This window comes from Sulfitobacter aestuariivivens (assembly GCF_014763045.1).
Classification (GTDB): domain Bacteria; phylum Pseudomonadota; class Alphaproteobacteria; order Rhodobacterales; family Rhodobacteraceae; genus Sulfitobacter; species Sulfitobacter aestuariivivens.
In genome coordinates, this window is record NZ_JACTAG010000001.1 from 741180 (window position 1) to 758402 (window position 17223).

Consider the following 17223-nt stretch of genomic DNA (forward strand, 5'->3'; position numbering starts at 1 on the left):
GATCATGGAAGTTGTCATTCTTTTCGCCATGGTTGTCGGCCTGATGCTGATCGGTGTGCCGATTGCTGTGTCGCTTGGCACGTCCTCTATCGTGTTCCTGCTGGCGCTCAGCGACACGTCGCTGGCCTCTATCGCGCAGACCTTCTTTCAGGCGATGGCGGGGCATTACACGCTGCTGGCCATTCCGTTCTTCATTCTTGCCTCCAGCTTCATGTCCACGGGTGGGGTGGCGAAACGGATCATCCGGTTCTCCATCGCGCTGGTGGGGCATTTGCCGGGGGGGCTTGCCATTGCGGGCGTCTTTGCCTGCATGCTTTTTGCCGCCCTCAGTGGTTCATCGCCGGCCACGGTGGTTGCGATTGGCAGCATCGTCATCGTCGGCATGCGTCAGGTAGGCTACACCAAGGATTTTGCGGCCGGTGTCATTGCTGTCGCAGGCACGTTGGGGATTCTCATCCCGCCGTCGATTGTGATGGTGGTCTACGCGTCTGCAACGGATGTCTCCGTCGGGCGGATGTTTCTTGCCGGTGTCATTCCCGGTCTGCTGGCGGGACTGATGCTGATGGCGACGATCTATATCATTGCCAAGATCCGGGATCTGCCCAAGGGCGAGTGGCGCGGGTGGGGCGAGGTGCTGGAAAGCGGTGTGGAGGCGGGATGGGGCCTTTTTCTCATCGTGATCATCCTTGGCGGCATCTATGGCGGGATATTCACCCCCACTGAGGCAGCGGCGGTCGCGGCAGTCTATGCTTTTATCATCTCGACCTTCATCTACCGCGACATGGGGCCGCTTCATGTCGAAGGCGAAGGGCGTAACCTGAGCCTGCTGCAAAAGCCGCTGTCTCTGATCACTGTCTTCTTCCACCGGGACACAAAGAATACGCTGTTCGAGGCGGGCAAGCTGACTGTAACCCTGATGTTCATCATCGCCAATGCGCTGATCCTCAAGCACGTGTTGACTGATGAACAGATCCCGCAACAGATCTCAGCCGCGATGCTGAACGCAGGCTTCGGCCCGATCATGTTCCTGGTGATCGTCAACATCATCCTGTTGATTGGCGGTCAGTTCATGGAACCTTCGGGGTTGCTTGTGATCGTTGCACCGCTGGTGTTTCCGATCGCCATCGAACTTGGGATCGACCCCATTCATCTTGGCATCATCATGGTGGTCAACATGGAGATCGGGATGATCACCCCGCCGGTGGGCCTAAACCTTTTTGTCACTTCGGGCGTGGCGAACATGCCGATGATGTCCGTCGTGCGCGCCGCATTGCCGTTCCTTGCCGTGCTCTTCGTCTTTCTGATCATGGTGACCTACATCCCCTTCCTCAGTACATGGCTGCCGACGCTGATGATGGGCCCGGAAATCATTACCAAATAGAGCAGGCTGCGCCTGCATGACATTCAAAGACGCGTACCTAGAGGCGCCGCATCCTATCGGACGCGGCGCCTTTTGCGTGTGCAGTGCAGAGGTATTTGAAAAAGGGTGAAGCAAAGAGGGCCGGTGCGACACAGGCAGGGCGTTGACTGTTTCACCCTTTTGAAAATACCTAAATCCCGGGTTTAGCGTAAAGCGCAGGCCTCAGGATTGGGACAATGCCGTTATGATCGGCGCGAAATCCGATGCTTTGAGAGACGCGCCACCCACCAGTGCGCCATCCACATTCGCCGCCTTGAAGATGGTCCGGGCATTATCGGGCTTGACCGAGCCGCCATAGAGCAGGGGGATGCCGTCACCCTCTGTGGCGCCGCATCGGGCGCAAAGACGGGTGCGGATGAAATCGTGCACGTCGATGATTTCTGCCAGCGTGGGCACCTTGCCCGTGCCGATCGCCCAGATCGGTTCATAGGCGATCACGGTGTTGGTGGCGGTTGCCCCGTCTGGCAGAGAACCGGCAAGCTGGCCTGCAATGATGTCCAGGGTGTTGTTGGCCGCGCGGTCGTCGCCGGATTCTCCGATGCAGATAATGGCCGTGAGACCCGCCGCCCAGGCCTGACGGGCCTTGGCGCGCACGTCTGAATTGGTTTCTTCATGCGCGTCCCGGCGTTCAGAGTGGCCGACGATCACGTGGGACGCACCGGTATCTGCAACCATCGTGGCAGAGATGTCGCCGGTGAAGGGGCCGCTGGCGTCCATGTGGCAGTCCTGTGCGCCGATGGCGATGCCATGGGCGCGGGCAGCTTCCGAGGCGCGATAGAGCAGTGGCGCGGGCGGGCACAGGACAACCGTAGGCGGCGTCGCGGGCAACAGGGCGGCAAGTGCGTCCAGTTCTGACAGGGCCGCGGCGGTGCCGTTCATTTTCCAGTTTCCGGCGGCAATTTTGGCGCGCATGTGCTGAGGCTCCTTTGCGGTATGGTTGTTGTTAGCACTGCCGTTCTCCTGCAGCAACGCATGGGGGTGTTGTCTGCGCCCACGCTGCGTTAGGAGGGCCAGAGCAGCAAGAGGACGGACACGATGATACCGCGTATTGACTTACAGGCGCTGATTGCCGGCAAGGCCGAGGCCGTGGAGGCGATGCGCCTTGCGGCGACCGATATAGGGTTTGCGATCGTTTACAATACCGCACTTGGACCCAATCGTGTCGCGCAAACCATTGATATGTATCGCGCATTTTTCAGGCTGCCCGCGGCGGAAAAGCGCCCGTATGACATGGCACAGACGGGGTCGAACCGTGGCTGGGGTGCGGCTGGATCAGAGCAGGTGAACCCGGAGGCGAATGCGGATTACAAGCAGTTCTTTGATTGCGGTGTGTCCTTGCCTGCGGGGGACCCGCTGCGCGAGATGCCGTTTTATGCGCCCAACCTCTGGCCGGATAAACCCGACGGCTTTGAAGAGACGCTCCGGGGGTACTACCGCGATGCCTGTTCGGTTGCCATGCAGGTGTTGCGCGGCGTGGCCCAGTCGATTGGGCGGCCCCGGGACAGCTTTGATACCGCGTTTTATCTGCCGATGGCGCTTTTGCGGGGCAACTATTATCCGGCGCGGCCCGACTGGGCAGGTGAGAAGGACTTCGGCATTGCCACGCATACGGATTATGGCTGTCTGACGTTGCTGGCGACGGACGGCTCGCCCGGGCTGGAGGTGCGCAAGCGGGGCGGGGGCTGGATCCCTGTGAGCGCGCCGCCGGGCGAATTCATCATCAATTTCGGCGAAATGATCTCGTTCTGGAGCGGTGGAGAGATCCAGGCAACGCCGCATCGGGTGGTGGGCGGCACGGCAGAGCGCATTTCGGTGCCGCTGTTCTTCAATCCGGCCTATGAAACCAATGTCGCCCCTGACGGTGCAGATGAGGTGGTGAAGGCGGGCGATCATCTGACCAAGCGGTACACCGAAACGTACGTGCATCTGCAGAAGAAATGAGTTTGCAGGCGGCATGCGAGGCAGAGGTGACGCGGGTCCGGGCCGGGCAAACTGACGGCGCGCATGATCTGGCGCATTTGCGACGGGTCTGGTCAACCGCTCAGCTGATTTCCGGGGCGCTCGGGCAGGGGAACCTGCGCGTGATCGAGGCCGCAGCCTTTTTGCACGACATCGTCAATCCACCAAAGGACAGTCCGACGCGGGGGCAGGCCGCTGCGGCTTCGGCTGCGCATGCAGCTGCTTTTCTGAAGGGGTTGGATTGGGCAGATGCTGACATCAAAGCGGTCGCACATGCCATTGAAGCGCATAGTTTTTCGGGCGGTGTGCCGGCGGAGACGATTGAGGCGCAGATCGTTCAGGATGCGGATCGACTTGACGCTTTGGGGGCGCTTGGGATTGCGCGGTGTTTCAACGTGTCGGGCCAAATGGGGCGTGCGTTATTCGACCCGGAGGATCCGTTGGCGGAAGGACGGGCTTTGGACGATCGGGCCTTTGCGCTGGATCATTTCGAGACCAAGCTCTTTGCGATTGCACAGACTCTCAATACTGCGCCGGCACGGCTTTTGGCGCAAGAACGGGTTGCCTTCATGAAAGCGTTTCGGGAACAGTTGATGCGCGAAGTTACCTGAGCGCTGCCAGCGCGTCCTGCGCCAGCGCGCAGGCTTCAGCCGGGTCATCCAGTGCCGCGTCGGGCATGTTCCAGTAGGGCATGGAGGATGCGGCACCGTCCTTGCGGGTGTAGGTCCATTTCTCGCAGCCCATAGACGCCAGACGATCTGCAAACGGGCCGTCCTGCGCCTTGATCATGAAACGGCTGTCGGACATCAGCAGGGCAAAGATCGTGCCTTGGGAATAGATGCCGAGTCCGCCGAACATCTTGCGGGTGGACAGGTCCGGCATGTCGGCAAAGAGTTCACGTGCAAAGGCGATATCCGCCTCTGAAAGGCTCACTTGGCGAACAGGCTGTCGTCGAACTTGATGGATTCGCCGCAGCCGCAGGCCTCGGAAACATTGGGGTTATTGAATTTGAAACCGGATTCCAGCAGCGTGGTTTCATAGTCGATTTCAGTGCCGAACAGGAACATCTGCGCCATGGGGGCGATCATCACACGCGCGCCGTCGTGTTCGACGACTTCGTCATTGGGGTCTGCGGTGTCCACGTAGTCCATGGTGTATTCCATGCCCGCGCAGCCGCCTTTCTTGACGCCGATGCGCAGCCCGTGATGGCCTTTGGCCGCCATCAGCTTAACAATCTGTGCGGTCGCCTTGGGGGTTATGGTCACGGCTTGTTTGCCGGGGATGCCGAACATTGCGTTGCTCCTTTGTGCCCAAGGTAATGGCTTGGGCGCCTCATCTCAACCTTGGGCTACATGAACCCCAGTTCCAGTCTCGCCTCGTCTGACATCATTTCCATGCCCCAGGGGGGCTCCCACACCAGTTCGACGTCAACCTGTTTCACACCCGGCAGCGGTTCGACCGCGTCGGCGACCCAGCCCGGCATCTCACCGGCCACCGGGCAACCCGGTGCGGTGAGCGACATTTTGATGTTCACCTCGTTTTCGTCGTTGATCAGGATCGTGTAGATCAGGCCCAGTTCATAGATATTGACGGGGATTTCAGGGTCATAGACAGAGCGGCACGCCTCGACAATCGCCTCGTGCAGGGGATGGTCCGTAGAAGAGGGCACGATCAGCGGTGTGCCTTCTAGCGGTTGGCTCTGTTCGGTCATGACGCCCTCGGGGTTGGTTCCTGAGTGTTTATATAGGGTTTGTGGCAGGGGGCGTCCAGAGGTGCGGCGCAGTCACGTAGAGTGTTGCGATTGACTTGCCCAGCAGACCGGGCTTTTTCAGGGCGTCCATGACGGTATGGCTGACGGGGATGCGGAGCAGGTTGAGTTGGATGTGAGGCAGGGCGCAAAGCGCGTCCGGGGCGCAGGGCTATTTGCGCCGCCGCCGGACCGGTTGTGGTTTCACGCGCGCCTCGATCACGTCGTAAAGCTTGCCCGTGATATCCTTGCCCGTCGCTTTCTCGATCCCCTCAAGACCGGGGGAGGAATTGACCTCAAGCACCTTGGGTCCGTCAGAGGATCGCAACAGATCCACACCCGCCAGCCCCAGATTAAACGCACGGGCCGCGCGCACGGCGGTTTCGCGTTCCTCGCGGGTGATGCGCACAACCTTGGCTGATCCGCCCCGGTGCAGGTTGGACCTAAAATCGCCCTCGGCCCCGGTGCGTTTCATGGCGGCCACGACCTTGCCCGCAACCACCAGACAGCGGATGTCTTCTCCCGCGGCTTCCTTGACGAAGTCCTGCACCAGAAAGTTTGCCTTGAGACCCCGGAAGGCGTCGATCACGCTTTCGGCGGCCTTTTTGGTTTCGGCCAGCACAACACCTTTGCCCTGTGTGCTTTCCAGCAGTTTCACGATCAGGGGCGCGGTGCCCACAAGGGCCATCAGGTTTGACGTGTCCTTGGGCGAGGCGGCAAATGCGGTCGTGGGCATGCCGATGCGTTTGGCGGCCAGGACCTGATGGGCGTGCAGCTTATCGCGGCTGGACAGGATGCCGTCAGAGCCGTTGACGCAGTAGGTGCCGATGGTTTCGAACTGGCGAATGACCGCGCAGCCGTAGGGGGTGATCGATGCGCCGATGCGCGGGATCACGGCATCGTAGCGCGGCAGGCGCTTGCCATCGTAGTGCACCTCGGGTGCGATAGTGTTGATGGCCATGTAGCAGCGGGTAGTGTCGATCACCTCGACCGTGTGACCGCGTGCCTCGCCCACCTCGACCAGACGCCCGGTGGAATAATTCGCCTCGCGGCTGAGGACGGCGATGCGCAGCGCGCGTTGGGGGGCCTGACTGCGCAGGCGGGTGTCATGGTAGACGTCATAGCTGAGGTCGGGCTGCAGCCGTTTTTCGGTGGGAGAGATGGATATGTGATCTGACAGGGCCTGACGGCCCAGCAACATGCGGCTGGTCAGCCCGTCGCGGTTCGTCAAAGTCACCTCGATGGGCCAGGTTTCGCCGCCGACCTCCAGCGTGGTGGAGATGACGTAACGGCTTTCGGCCTCACCGTTGGACGAGGTCACTTCGCGCCGGTCCACCAGGGGGGCAGAGCAGGTGATCGAGATATCGCGCCGTCCCGGAATAGGATGCACGTTGAACCGCACCTTCGGTTTGCTGGCAGAACCAAAGGTTTCGATATCATTGGCATGCAGCGCCGAAGTGCGCGCACCGGTGTCTACCTTGGCCTTGATCGCGGGCAGGCCCAGATCGGGCAGGGCGACCCATTCCTCCCAACCGAATGTCAGTTCTTTCATGTGTGACGATCCCCCTGCGCCTGAGTGGTGTCGGGCTAACAGGCGATGGCCGCGATCACAAGACGATGGGTCAAATGCCCGCTTGAATCGTCTGGGGTGCCGGTGTCAGACCAGATCCGCTTCGGTGGGGCCATCAAGTGGGACGTCGTCTTCGATCACCATATGCTCGTCCGGCACCTCGACCGTGAAAAGGGCCATCACGTCGCTGAGCGCATATTGGTCATCGCAAACCGGCGGGGGCGGATCGTCGGGGCATTCCCCGGTCAACTTGAGAGAGCCGTTGCGCGGCCCGTCCTCTTCGCCGACAGAGGTCAGGCGGATGCCGAATTCTTCGCCGGTGAAGTCGTCGATGGACAGGCCATCGGGATGGCTAAGGATGAAGGAGGTTTCCTGGATATCGTCATTGCCGCGCAGGCCCTGCCGCCCGATTTCGACCCCGCCGTCAAACGGGCTGCGGCCGCCGCCATTCATGTTGGCACCATTGCCAAGATTGCTGACGCTGTTGGCGTCAAATTCGGAATCCGTGACATCGGCACCTGTGACGCTGATCGCGTCGAGCAGGCCATCGTTGCCGGTGTTAAAGAAAAAGCCACGCAGGTCACCGATTGCGCCGGTGCCGTTTTCGTCGTCCGCACCCAGCACTGACAGATCGACCTGCAGTTCGCCATTTGCAAGCTCTGTCAGGGTGACTGTGACATTGACCTCGCCTTCGATGAGAAATTCGCAGACGCCATCATCGGGGTCGTCCGGGGTGTCGGGGCCTCCTTTACCGTCTTTTCCGTCCTCATTGACCAGCAGGACCTGCCCGTCGGAGGTATCTGAATCGACCACGGTGGCGAGGCTGTCGAGATCGAGATCGGACAGCGACAGCGGGCTGCCGTCATTGGTGAAGACGACAAAAGACACCTCTTCAAGGCTTCCTTCGGTTGAATCGTTCACGGTCCCGAATTGCAGTTTGACGTCGTAAGGATCGGCAGTCTGTGCGCCGTTGGCCAGCGTGTCTTCGCTGTCTGCCGTGGCACTGAAATCAGTCAGACCCAGCGTGTTGATGCCGGGAAAGACATTGAGATTGTCAGCCTCGCTGTCGTCGCTGAGATCAAAGAAGAAGCCGTCGATGTCCGCCGGCTCTCCGTCCGCTGAGGTGATGTGGAAAAAGAGCGCGCCATTGGATTTCTCGTCGATGGTGACGCAGACCTGCGGGTCGCAGCCAAGCAGAAGTTCAATGGTGTCGATAACAATAGGGTCATTTGAACCAGACATGGGGGTCTCCGGAAATTGGATGTGTCTAAATTGTGGAAATTTTGGGGCAGTTAAGCCGGCAGGTCTACAAAAACAGGTGGAATTGGCGGAAATACAATCTGAGGTAGAAAATGTGTCACCGCGTGCGAAACGCTGATGCACTCATAGCGTGATTGTATCGCGAGCAGAGATTGTGCGTGGGGTCAATTGTGGCACACCGAAAGGCCCATTCTTCAGTTTTCGGGCATGTCATCCGGCTTGGGGGGCAGAATGGACGTGCCTTCGGACTGCAGTTTGCGCGCCGCTTTCTGCAAACCTTCGCGCACGCGGCATTCGATGTCCCAGCCGGTGGCCGGATTGGCTGCTGGAAGCTCGAACCGGACCTTTAGGCCAAAAACATCCTGGTCGATCACGCGCACCGCTGCGCGTTCTTTTGGGTGGACGTCTTCGTCATCTTCGCGCTCAAGCAAATCAAGGAAAACCTTGCGCATTGCGTCAACGTCCGCGTCCTGTGCAAGCGTCATCAAAATGGGGCGTACCATCTTGGGGTCCTCCAGCGACCAGTTTTCAAAGGCGTCAGAGACGAAATAGCTGACCGGCACGATCAGCCGAGTGCCATTCCAGATCATCAGTTGCACATAAGTGAAATGGATGCGTTCGACCGTGCAGAAATGCCCCTCGAAAATCAGCTGGTCGCCGATCCGAGCAGACCGGTTGAGCGCGATTTGCACCGAAGAGAGGATATTGCCCAGCACCTCGCGGGCGGCAAAACCAAGGACGATCGTCAGCGCACCGGCTGAGGCCAGCAGCGAGAGGCCGAGGTTCGGGAAGGTATCGACCGACGTGAGGACAACGCCGGTCCCCACCAATGTGGCGATAACGATCAAGAACTTGCGGGCTGCTGAGATGGTCGTGGCCATCGAACGCAGGTGCGAATTTTCCGGATCGGCCAGTTCATTGGGGTTGCTCTTGCTGATCCGGTCGAAAACCTCGTCGATGATGAGCACAAGGGCGAGGGTCGCCGCAAAGACATAGGCGATCACCAGCACCGGGTTAAGGATGGCATCCAGCACGCCGGATACGACCAGCACTTCGCGGGTGCCGGTGCCCAATACTGCAGCAAAAAGAGCAATTGCGGCGGGCCAGCGAAACGATCGGCCCAGAAACCGCATCCAGCGTTGCGGGGCTTTTTCGCCCATCTCTTTGAGGAAACCAAAGGCGAGGAACGAGAGGATCGATGCCACGATCAGCAGAAGCGGAAGGAACAGTACCTCCCAGACATACATGCCCCAAAAGCCTTCGGCGCGGGCCCACAGGGGCAGCTTCTTTTCCAGTTCAGTCGGGCCGTAAAGTTCATGCAGGCGGGGGATGTTGTCGACAGTCTGGGGCGAAAAGACCCAGACAGGATCGGCGTTTTCACCCGCTTTGATGCGGTTGAGCCGTAAGGGGACAAAGTGGTCATCAAGCTCCATCCGGTCGATAAGAAGCGACCGGCGCACACGGCCCGAGGCCTGATCATCGTTTGATCCGGCAAGCCAGCCATCGGGGCGGTCGGCCAGCGAGCCCCAGGGAATGACCACCTTGCGCTCTAACACGACGCTGAGTTCTCTGGCGCGTTTGGCCCCTTCGGTCGCCTGATCGGCACGGGGCAGATCCGTCAGATCCAACAGGTGCGCGGCATCCGAGAAGTGACCGCGCGCGGTCAGGTAAAGAAAGCTTTCCACGCTCGACATGGGCGTGCTGCGATCCATGCTGGAAGGCGGGGGGCCAAGGCCCGGGTTCAGGGCGTCGGTTTCAAACCAACGCTCTTCGGCATGGGCCAGCGTGACAAGCACGAGCAGCGCAGCGGCTGCGCCAAGACATCTGCGCAAAAGTAACATTGAGCCTAAGATAGCGCGGGCGCGCAGGCGTCAAGTCAGCCGTCGTTGATATCACGTTTCACGATGCGCGCGCCGCTTGACTGGCGGCGAAACATCATGCGCAAAACGACCCAGCCGATCAGCGACAGGATGGCGAACATCGCGATCAGTGCTGCGACATTGGTGGCGGGCATGACAAAGACGAAGACTGCCATGGAGAGTGCCCCGATGGCGAAACCGAGGAAAATGAAACCGGGGGCGAGCAGTTCGACGACCCCCAGCGCCAGGGCGACGCAGATCCAGACCCACCAAAGGGAGAAATAGGCCGCCATCATCCTCTTCCTTTCAGCAGTTTGAACGCGTCATTGAAGGCGGTCAGCGCTTCGGCAGGCAGGACGATGGTCTGGTTGCCCTGACCGGCGCCCAGCGCATTGAGCGCCTCGACCTGTTTGAGCGCGATCTGGTACTGCGCGGCCTCCAGCCCGTTTTCGTTGATCGCCTTGGCGACGGTCTGGGTTGCATAGGCCTCGGCATCGGCCAGAATACGGCGGGCCTTGGCGGTCTGTTCTGAGGCATAAAGCTCAGCATCCGCCGAGAGTTCGACCGCGCGTTTGGCTCCTTCGGCTTCGGTCACCTGCGCGCGGCGGGCGCGTTCGGCGTTAAGCTGTTGCATCATCGCGTTGCGGGTGGCCTGATCGAGGTTCACATCAAGAATTTCAGCACGTGTTACTTCGATCCCCCAGTTGTCCACCGCGTCTTCGACGTTGGCCTTGATGGTGTTGATCAGCTGCGAGCGGTTCGCCTGGACCTCATCAAGGTCCATCTTGCCAATCTCGGCGCGCACGATACCCGCGACGGTGGTCGAGATCGCGCTGTCCACGTCGCGGATACGGTAGACGGTCTTTTCTGGTTCGGTGATGCGATAAAAGACGGATGTATCAACCTGGGTGAGCACGTTATCGCGGGTGATTGCGTCCTGGCTGGCGGTGGGCAATTGGCGTTCCAGGATCGACACCTTGTGCGCGATCTTGTCGATGAAAGGCACGATCATGTTGATGCCCGGGCCCAGCACACTGCGCAGGCGGCCAAAGCGTTCGACCACGTGCTGTTCTGACTGGGGGACGATCTTGACCCCTTTGAAGATCAGAATGAAGATGAGGAGGGCCAGCAAAAGCCAGATCAGATTGTTTTGCAGGGTGTCGATCAAAAACTGTTCAATATCCACTAAAATACGTCCCTTGGCAGTGTTGTTTAACAATATCTGGGGGTTTTGCGACTGATTTGCAAGTTTTCATGGCAGGGTGTAACGCCACTCACAAGCATCTGAGAGGCGTATCCATGACGGGTTTTTCCTTTGAAAAGCTGGGCCAGGACGGCAAGGCACGCACGGGCGTGATCCACACGCCGCGCGGCGACATTCGGACACCGGCGTTCATGCCAGTGGGTACGGCAGCAACCGTCAAGGCGATGATGCCCGAGAGCGTTGCCGCGACGGGCGCGGATATCCTGTTGGGCAATACCTATCATCTGATGCTGCGGCCCACGGCTGAGCGGATTGACGCGCTTGGCGGGCTGCATCGGTTCATGAACTGGGATAAACCGATTCTGACCGACAGTGGCGGCTTTCAGGTGATGAGCCTTGCGGGCCTGCGCAAGCTGACGGAAGAGGGCGTGACCTTCAAGAGCCACATCGACGGGTCCAAACATGCGCTGACGCCGGAACGGTCGATGGAGATCCAGCGGTTGCTGGGGTCGGACATCGTGATGTGTTTCGATGAATGCCCCGCGCTGCCCGCCGACAAGGCGCGGATCGCGGACAGCATGCGGTTGTCGATGCGATGGGCGGCGCGGTCGCGGGATGCATTCGGGGATCGGCCGGGGCATGCGCTGTTCGGGATCCAGCAGGGCGGTCTGGAAGAGGATTTGCGCGCGGAGAGTGCGCAGGCGCTGACAGAGATCGGGTTTGAAGGCTACGCCGTCGGGGGACTGGCGGTGGGCGAGGGGCAGGAGGCGATGTTCGGGTGTCTGGATTTTGCGCCGGATCAGCTGCCTGCGGATAAACCGCGGTATCTAATGGGTGTGGGCAAGCCAGATGACATCGTGGGTGCGGTAGCGCGGGGCATCGACATGATGGACTGCGTGCTGCCGTCGCGGTCAGGCCGCACCGGTCAGGTCTTTACCCGCCACGGCGTTCTGAACATCAAGAACGCGCGGCATCAGGACGATCCGCGCCCGCTGGACGAGGCCTGTGGCTGTCCGGCGTGCCGGGGGTATTCACGCGCCTATCTGCACCATGTGTTCCGCAGTCAGGAGATCATCAGCTCAATGCTGCTGACATGGCATAACCTGCAGTATTATCAGGACATTATGTCAGGCATGCGCGCCGCGATTGCTGCCGGCGGGTTTGAAGCGTGGCAGGCGACATTCCACGCCGCGCGCGCGCAGGGCGATATCGATCCATTGTGATGGCGTATGGCGCGCGTCTGCGACGACGCCCCGCCCGCCATCCCTTCCTGTGACGTCTCAGACGTAGCGTCGGACCTTGCGCCGGAAGATGCCGCTCATGCTCCAGTCCCGTTTGCCCAGTTCCTGAGCGCGCATGAGGTCGGTCTGGTCCCCCAGGGCGTCGTCAAACCACATGGCAAACCCTTCTCTGGGCAAGAGCGCATTTCGGTGGGTTTCGATCAGCACATCGCAGCCGTCCCCATTCTCGCGGGGGGTGATGGTGACCTCGTAGGTGCCTTCCACCAATGCGCGGTTTTTTGGATCAACCTCGCCCACATGATGATACCGCGCATGATGAGGGGCGGACAGGTCGAGATAGGTGATGGTTTGCAGCTCGTAGAGGGAGCCGCCCATCGCATAGCGCACGTCGTAGGTGTCGCGCGCCTCTGGATCGGGAGTGATTTCATGCAAGAGCGGATCCCAGTGGCGGTCAGCCGTTTCAGGGAGCGGAACGAGACGATCCCACAGCGCTTGGGCCCATAGGGGAGACACAAAGTGACGGCGCTGGTGATGATCGAGCCAGATCGGAAACCGATCCAGCGTGGTGCCATACATCAGACTGAAAATGCCGATGTAGAGAAAGAACGGAAGGACACCGCCGACATAAGCGATGTCATACATCTGCGGGATCAGAGACTTGGTAACGGCAATGACAAAGAGGAAGATCGCCAGAACTTCAAGAAGTTGCCTCCAGGTCGGCAGGACCAGCAGCACGAGGACCCCAATCGCCATCGCCGACAGCACCAGCACAAAAAAGACGATGCTGAAGGTCGCGATCCCGATCCACGGCACCGTGAAGAAGGACGCCATTTCAAGCGGATGGGTGGTCCAGACCAGAAGCAGGAGCGACAGCGCGGCGGTCAGGCTGGTAAACAGCAGGCGACGACGTTGGCGAAAGATCAGTCTGAACATGGAAGGCCCATATAAGGAGCACGGATCAATCTTAACCTTTCGGGCAACCGAGGCCGTTTTGCGGCACGGTTACGACATTTTTCAGAAATCCCTCCTGATATCAGGCAATTCGCACCGCTGGCCGGGGCGATGTCGGTTCGTTGCCCTGAGCGCGGCTTAGGTGCGTGGCGTCAGCCTTGAGCAGGCCAAGCACGTCCGCGGTGGGCAGTGCCGTACAGAATTCACCATGCATGGAGGCGATCGCAAGATCGTGCACAAGCTCAGGATCGTGATCGGTGCCGTCAAGCGCCACCCGGTTGCAGGTCGCGCAACCATCATGGACCAGATAGACGTCGTAGTTCATGTTGCCTGCCATGCGCACGGTTGTCTCTACGCAAAAGTTGGTGAAGTAGCCCGCAACCACCAGTCGGGTGATCCCGGCGCGACGCAGATCGACCTCAAGCGACGTGCCGATAAAGCCCGCATTTGTGTGTTTCTCGACAACGATATCCTGCGGTGCAGGCACCAGCCCGTCCAGTTGCGCCCCGCCTGGAAGGTCGAATTTCAGCGGACTGTCAGGCTCAAGACTGTCATGTCGCGTAAAGGCACACCTCAGCCCGGCCTCCCTAAATCCTGTCAGAAGGGCGCGCAGGTTATCAAGGCACTCAGGGTTGTTCATGCGCCCCGTGGCACCGCCCCAATGGCCAAGATCATGTACGCCCCGCTGAACATCGATCAGCAGCAGCGCGGTTTGGTCATCAAATTTGGCAATCATTGCGGGCCCCTCTTGCAGATTTTGCTGTTTTCAGCGCTGAAACTACCAGCTTGTTCGCGCAATAATGCCCCGAAAACGGCAAAACGCGTCGCGGGCAGCCCGCGTTAATTTCTGTCAAAGGCGAGGAAAAGCCGTATTGCCCTGAGGGGCTGGAACAGCGATGATGCCCCAAACCCCATCAGAAGGGATTGAAACGGGCGGGTCGGGTACACAGATACCTTATCCAGACAAGGAGACGACAGCGGCTGCCGCATCGGGGCCCGGCGCGTCTTGCTAAAACAAGGAATTGAGCATGTTAGAACCTTTGAACGCGTCTTATCCGGTCTTGCCTTTGCGCGACATCGTGGTGTTTCCGCACATGATTGTCCCGCTTTTCGTGGGCCGCGATAAATCCGTGCGCGCGTTGGAAGAAGTGATGTCGGACGACAAGCAGATTCTGCTGTCCAGCCAGATTGACCCGGCAGAGGACGACCCTGAGGCTGAGGGTATTTTCAAGGCTGGTGTGCTGGCCAATGTGTTGCAACTGCTGAAACTGCCCGATGGCACCGTCAAGGTGCTGGTCGAGGGGCAGGCGCGGGTGCGCATCACCGAATACCTGGAGAATGATAACTTCTTTGAAGCCCGCGCAGAGTATTTGAAGCCCGCGCAGAGTATCTGACCGAGATGCCCGGCGATGAGGCCACGACACAGGCGCTGATCAAGACGGTTGGAGATGAGTTTGAGCGTTACGCCAAAGTGAAGAAAAACGTGCCGGATGAGGCGCTTGCCGCAGTCGGTGAAAGCGCGGAGCCGGCCCGTCTGGCGGATCTGGTCGCAGGTCATCTGGGCATCGAGGTTGAGCAAAAGCAGGAGTTGCTTGAAACTCTTAGCGTGAGCGAACGGCTTGAGAAGGTCTATGGCCTGATGCAGGGCGAAATGTCCGTGCTGCAGGTCGAGAAAAAGATCAAAACGCGCGTCAAATCGCAGATGGAGCGGACCCAGCGCGAATATTACCTCAACGAGCAAATGAAAGCCATTCAGCAAGAGCTGGGCGATGGCGAAGACGGCAAGAACGAAGTTGTCGAGCTTGAAGAGAAAATTGCCGAGACCAAACTTTCGAAAGAGGCCAAGGAAAAGGCCGAAGCCGAGGTCAAAAAGCTCAAGAACATGTCGCCCATGTCAGCGGAAGCGACTGTCGTGCGCAACTACCTTGACTGGATGCTGTCTATCCCGTGGGGCAAGAAGTCACGCGTGAAAAAGGACCTCTCCAAGGCGCAGGAGATTCTTGATAACGACCACTATGGTCTTGAAAAGGTGAAAGAACGCATTGTCGAGTACCTTGCGGTGCAGCAGCGTTCGTCCAAGATGAAAGGCCCGATCATGTGCCTTGTCGGCCCTCCGGGTGTGGGCAAGACATCATTGGGCAAGTCTGTTGCCAAAGCCACGGGGCGCGAGTTCATTCGCATCTCGCTGGGCGGCGTGCGCGATGAAAGCGAAATTCGCGGTCACCGCCGGACGTACATTGGCTCCATGCCGGGCAAGATCATTCAGGCGCTGAAAAAGGCGAAAACGACCAATCCGCTGATCCTCTTGGATGAGATTGACAAGATGGGTCAGGATTTCCGGGGTGATCCGGCGTCGGCCATGCTTGAGGTGCTGGATCCGGAGCAGAACTCGACCTTTGTCGATCACTATCTGGAGGTCGAATATGACCTTTCGAACGTGATGTTTTTGACCACGTCGAACTCCTACAACATGCCCGGCCCCTTGCTGGACCGGATGGAGATCATTCCGCTGTCGGGATACACCGAGGACGAAAAGCGCGAGATTGCCAAGCAGCATCTGGTCGACAAGCAGATCAAGAACCACGGTCTGAAGGGCAAGGAATTTGCCATTGAAGACAGTGCTTTGACGGGCATGATACGGTACTACACCCGCGAGGCGGGCGTACGAAACCTGGAGCGGGAAATCGCCAAGGTGGCGCGCAAGTCGCTGACCAAGATCATCAAGAAGGAAGCGGAAGAGATCACCGTCACCGGTGACAACCTCGAAGACTTCCTTGGTGTGCGCAAATTCCGCTACGGTCTTGCAGAAAAAGAGGATCAGGTCGGGGTGGTGACCGGATTGGCCTATACGTCCGTCGGCGGTGAATTGCTGTCGATCGAAGCGTTGCGCCTGCCGGGCAAGGGCCGGATGAAGACCACCGGCAAGCTTGGCGATGTGATGAAGGAATCCATCGATGCCGCGTCGAGCTATGTGCGGTCGATCAGCCCCAGGATCGGGGTGAAGCCGCCGAAGTTCGACACAGTGGATATCCATGTGCACGTGCCCGATGGTGCGACGCCCAAGGACGGTCCCTCAGCGGGGCTTGCCATGGTAACCGCCATAGTATCGGTGCTCACGCAGATCCCGGTGCGCAAGGACATCGCCATGACCGGTGAGGTCACACTGCGCGGGAATGCGTCGGCCATCGGTGGTCTGAAGGAAAAGCTGTTGGCAGCCCTGCGTGGGGGCATCACCACCGTACTGATCCCGGAAGAAAATGAGAAGGATTTGCCTGAAATTCCCGATAACGTGAAAGAAGGGCTGACCATCATTCCGGTGTCTCATGTGTCGGAAGTGTTGAAACATGCGCTGGTGTCAACGCCTGAGGCGATCGAGTGGGATCAGGAAGCCGAAGACGCGGCAGCCGCCGCGGCCCTCGCAGCGAAATCGGGCTCAGGAGATGGCGCCACCGCGCACTGATCCGGCCGCCCGGCATCTGGTAAAAGAAACGCCCCGCAAGTTGCGGGGCGTTTTCGTTTAATGGGGTCCGGATCCGGGGTTAGTCGGTGAGAACCGGAACGCTCATCAACAGAGCCAGGGCAAGAACCAGTGAGGTGCCTGTACTGCTGCTGGTGGCATCTTCGACGATAACCGGCGCTTCGATGACGGGATCTGCGACTGAGCCTGCAAAGGTCCCGGTTGCAAAGAACGCGGCAGAAACGGCAATCGCCAACGTAGATTTTTTCATGAGAGTCTCCACTATAATTCGACAGCGCCACTATATGTAGCGGCGTGTCGGGGGCAAGTGCGATGGATTGTGCGCCAAAAAACGCCTCCACTTAGCGGCAATTCGGCATCAAGTATGCCTCGGCGCGGGGGGCGCGGGCCGAAACTGAGCCTTCGGCAAGGCATTGAAAACGCGGCGCGATCAACCCTATGATATCGACCGCGACGCGACCGCAAGTATGATGCGGCCCCAAGCGGGAATTTCATACGGCAAGGTCTTGCACGGCATCACGCATTTGGGTACTT

General features: G+C 59.4%; 16 protein-coding genes and 1 pseudogene. 5 read left to right on the forward strand and 12 right to left on the reverse strand.

Going from position 1 to position 17223, the window contains the following annotated elements; genetic code table 11:
• Positions 1-4 precede the first annotated feature (4 nt).
• A complete protein-coding gene (locus tag H9Q16_RS03670) occupies positions 5-1381 on the forward strand; it encodes a TRAP transporter large permease (RefSeq protein ID WP_191074003.1) in 1377 nt (458 codons plus the stop codon).
• Between the two features lie 201 nt (positions 1382-1582).
• Here H9Q16_RS03670 and tpiA read toward each other — a convergent pair whose 3' ends face one another.
• The gene (gene tpiA, locus H9Q16_RS03675) at positions 1583-2332 is read right to left on the reverse strand and encodes a triose-phosphate isomerase (RefSeq protein ID WP_191074004.1); all 750 of its coding nucleotides are present in this window, start codon (positions 2330-2332) and stop codon (positions 1583-1585) included.
• Positions 2333-2455: 123 nt separating this feature from the next.
• Here tpiA and H9Q16_RS03680 point away from each other — a divergent pair, with 123 nt between their 5' ends.
• Both H9Q16_RS03680 and H9Q16_RS03685 read left to right on the forward strand, forming a co-directional pair.
• Complete coding sequence (locus H9Q16_RS03680) at positions 2456-3361, forward strand: isopenicillin N synthase family dioxygenase (protein WP_191074005.1); 906 nt, start codon at positions 2456-2458, stop codon at positions 3359-3361.
• Positions 3358-3990 carry an HD domain-containing protein gene (locus H9Q16_RS03685; protein ID WP_191074006.1) on the forward strand — a complete coding sequence of 211 codons (633 nt, stop codon included), beginning with the start codon at positions 3358-3360 and terminating at the stop codon, positions 3988-3990. Before H9Q16_RS03680 ends, H9Q16_RS03685 begins: the two co-directional genes overlap by 4 nt.
• Here H9Q16_RS03685 and H9Q16_RS03690 read toward each other — a convergent pair.
• The 8 genes from H9Q16_RS03690 to H9Q16_RS03725 all read right to left on the reverse strand — a co-directional run bounded on the left by H9Q16_RS03690 (position 3983) and on the right by H9Q16_RS03725 (position 11001).
• The gene (locus H9Q16_RS03690; RefSeq protein WP_191074007.1) at positions 3983-4312 is read right to left on the reverse strand and encodes a TfoX/Sxy family protein; all 330 of its coding nucleotides are present in this window, start codon (positions 4310-4312) and stop codon (positions 3983-3985) included. The genes H9Q16_RS03685 and H9Q16_RS03690 overlap by 8 nt on opposite strands.
• Entirely contained in the window at positions 4309-4671 is a 363-nt protein-coding gene (locus H9Q16_RS03695) for a HesB/IscA family protein (protein WP_191074008.1), read from the reverse strand. Before H9Q16_RS03695 ends, H9Q16_RS03690 begins: the two co-directional genes overlap by 4 nt.
• A 56-nt stretch (positions 4672-4727) precedes the next feature.
• Positions 4728-5090 (reverse strand): SUF system Fe-S cluster assembly protein, encoded by a 363-nt coding sequence (locus H9Q16_RS03700; RefSeq protein WP_191074009.1) that lies wholly within the window; start codon positions 5088-5090, stop codon positions 4728-4730.
• 208 nt (positions 5091-5298) lie between these two features.
• Positions 5299-6678, reverse strand: coding sequence for a 30S ribosomal protein S6--L-glutamate ligase (rimK, locus tag H9Q16_RS03705; RefSeq protein ID WP_191074010.1), 1380 nt, complete (start codon positions 6676-6678; stop codon positions 5299-5301).
• 105 nt (positions 6679-6783) lie between these two features.
• Positions 6784-7938, reverse strand: coding sequence for a hypothetical protein (locus H9Q16_RS03710; protein WP_191074011.1), 1155 nt, complete (start codon positions 7936-7938; stop codon positions 6784-6786).
• Positions 7939-8150: 212 nt separating this feature from the next.
• Positions 8151-9797, reverse strand: a complete 1647-nt coding sequence (locus H9Q16_RS03715; RefSeq protein ID WP_191074012.1) for a mechanosensitive ion channel family protein — start codon at positions 9795-9797, stop codon at positions 8151-8153.
• A gap of 35 nt (positions 9798-9832) precedes the next feature.
• The gene (locus H9Q16_RS03720; protein ID WP_343067781.1) at positions 9833-10111 is read right to left on the reverse strand and encodes an NfeD family protein; all 279 of its coding nucleotides are present in this window, start codon (positions 10109-10111) and stop codon (positions 9833-9835) included.
• Positions 10108-11001 (reverse strand): SPFH domain-containing protein, encoded by an 894-nt coding sequence (locus H9Q16_RS03725; protein WP_191074013.1) that lies wholly within the window; start codon positions 10999-11001, stop codon positions 10108-10110. The genes H9Q16_RS03720 and H9Q16_RS03725 overlap by 4 nt, the downstream gene beginning before the upstream one ends.
• Before the next feature lie 113 nt (positions 11002-11114).
• Between H9Q16_RS03725 and tgt the strand changes: the two genes are divergently transcribed.
• The gene (gene tgt / locus H9Q16_RS03730; RefSeq protein WP_191074014.1) at positions 11115-12242 is read left to right on the forward strand and encodes a tRNA guanosine(34) transglycosylase Tgt; all 1128 of its coding nucleotides are present in this window, start codon (positions 11115-11117) and stop codon (positions 12240-12242) included.
• Positions 12243-12299: 57 nt separating this feature from the next.
• Here the strand turns inward: tgt and H9Q16_RS03735 are convergent, their stop codons facing one another.
• Both H9Q16_RS03735 and H9Q16_RS03740 read right to left on the reverse strand, forming a co-directional pair.
• On the reverse strand, positions 12300-13193 hold the full coding sequence (locus H9Q16_RS03735; protein ID WP_191074015.1) for a hypothetical protein: 894 nt from the start codon (positions 13191-13193) through the stop codon (positions 12300-12302).
• 100 nt (positions 13194-13293) lie between these two features.
• On the reverse strand, positions 13294-13947 hold the full coding sequence (locus H9Q16_RS03740; protein ID WP_191074016.1) for an isochorismatase family protein: 654 nt from the start codon (positions 13945-13947) through the stop codon (positions 13294-13296).
• Between the two features lie 292 nt (positions 13948-14239).
• Between H9Q16_RS03740 and lon the strand changes: the two are divergent.
• A pseudogene (gene lon, locus H9Q16_RS03745) lies at positions 14240-16671 on the forward strand (endopeptidase La).
• 79 nt (positions 16672-16750) lie between these two features.
• On the opposite strand, the gene H9Q16_RS03750 reads toward lon, so the two are convergent.
• Positions 16751-16939 (reverse strand): hypothetical protein, encoded by a 189-nt coding sequence (locus H9Q16_RS03750; RefSeq protein ID WP_191074017.1) that lies wholly within the window; start codon positions 16937-16939, stop codon positions 16751-16753.
• Positions 16940-17223: the final 284 nt, after the last annotated feature.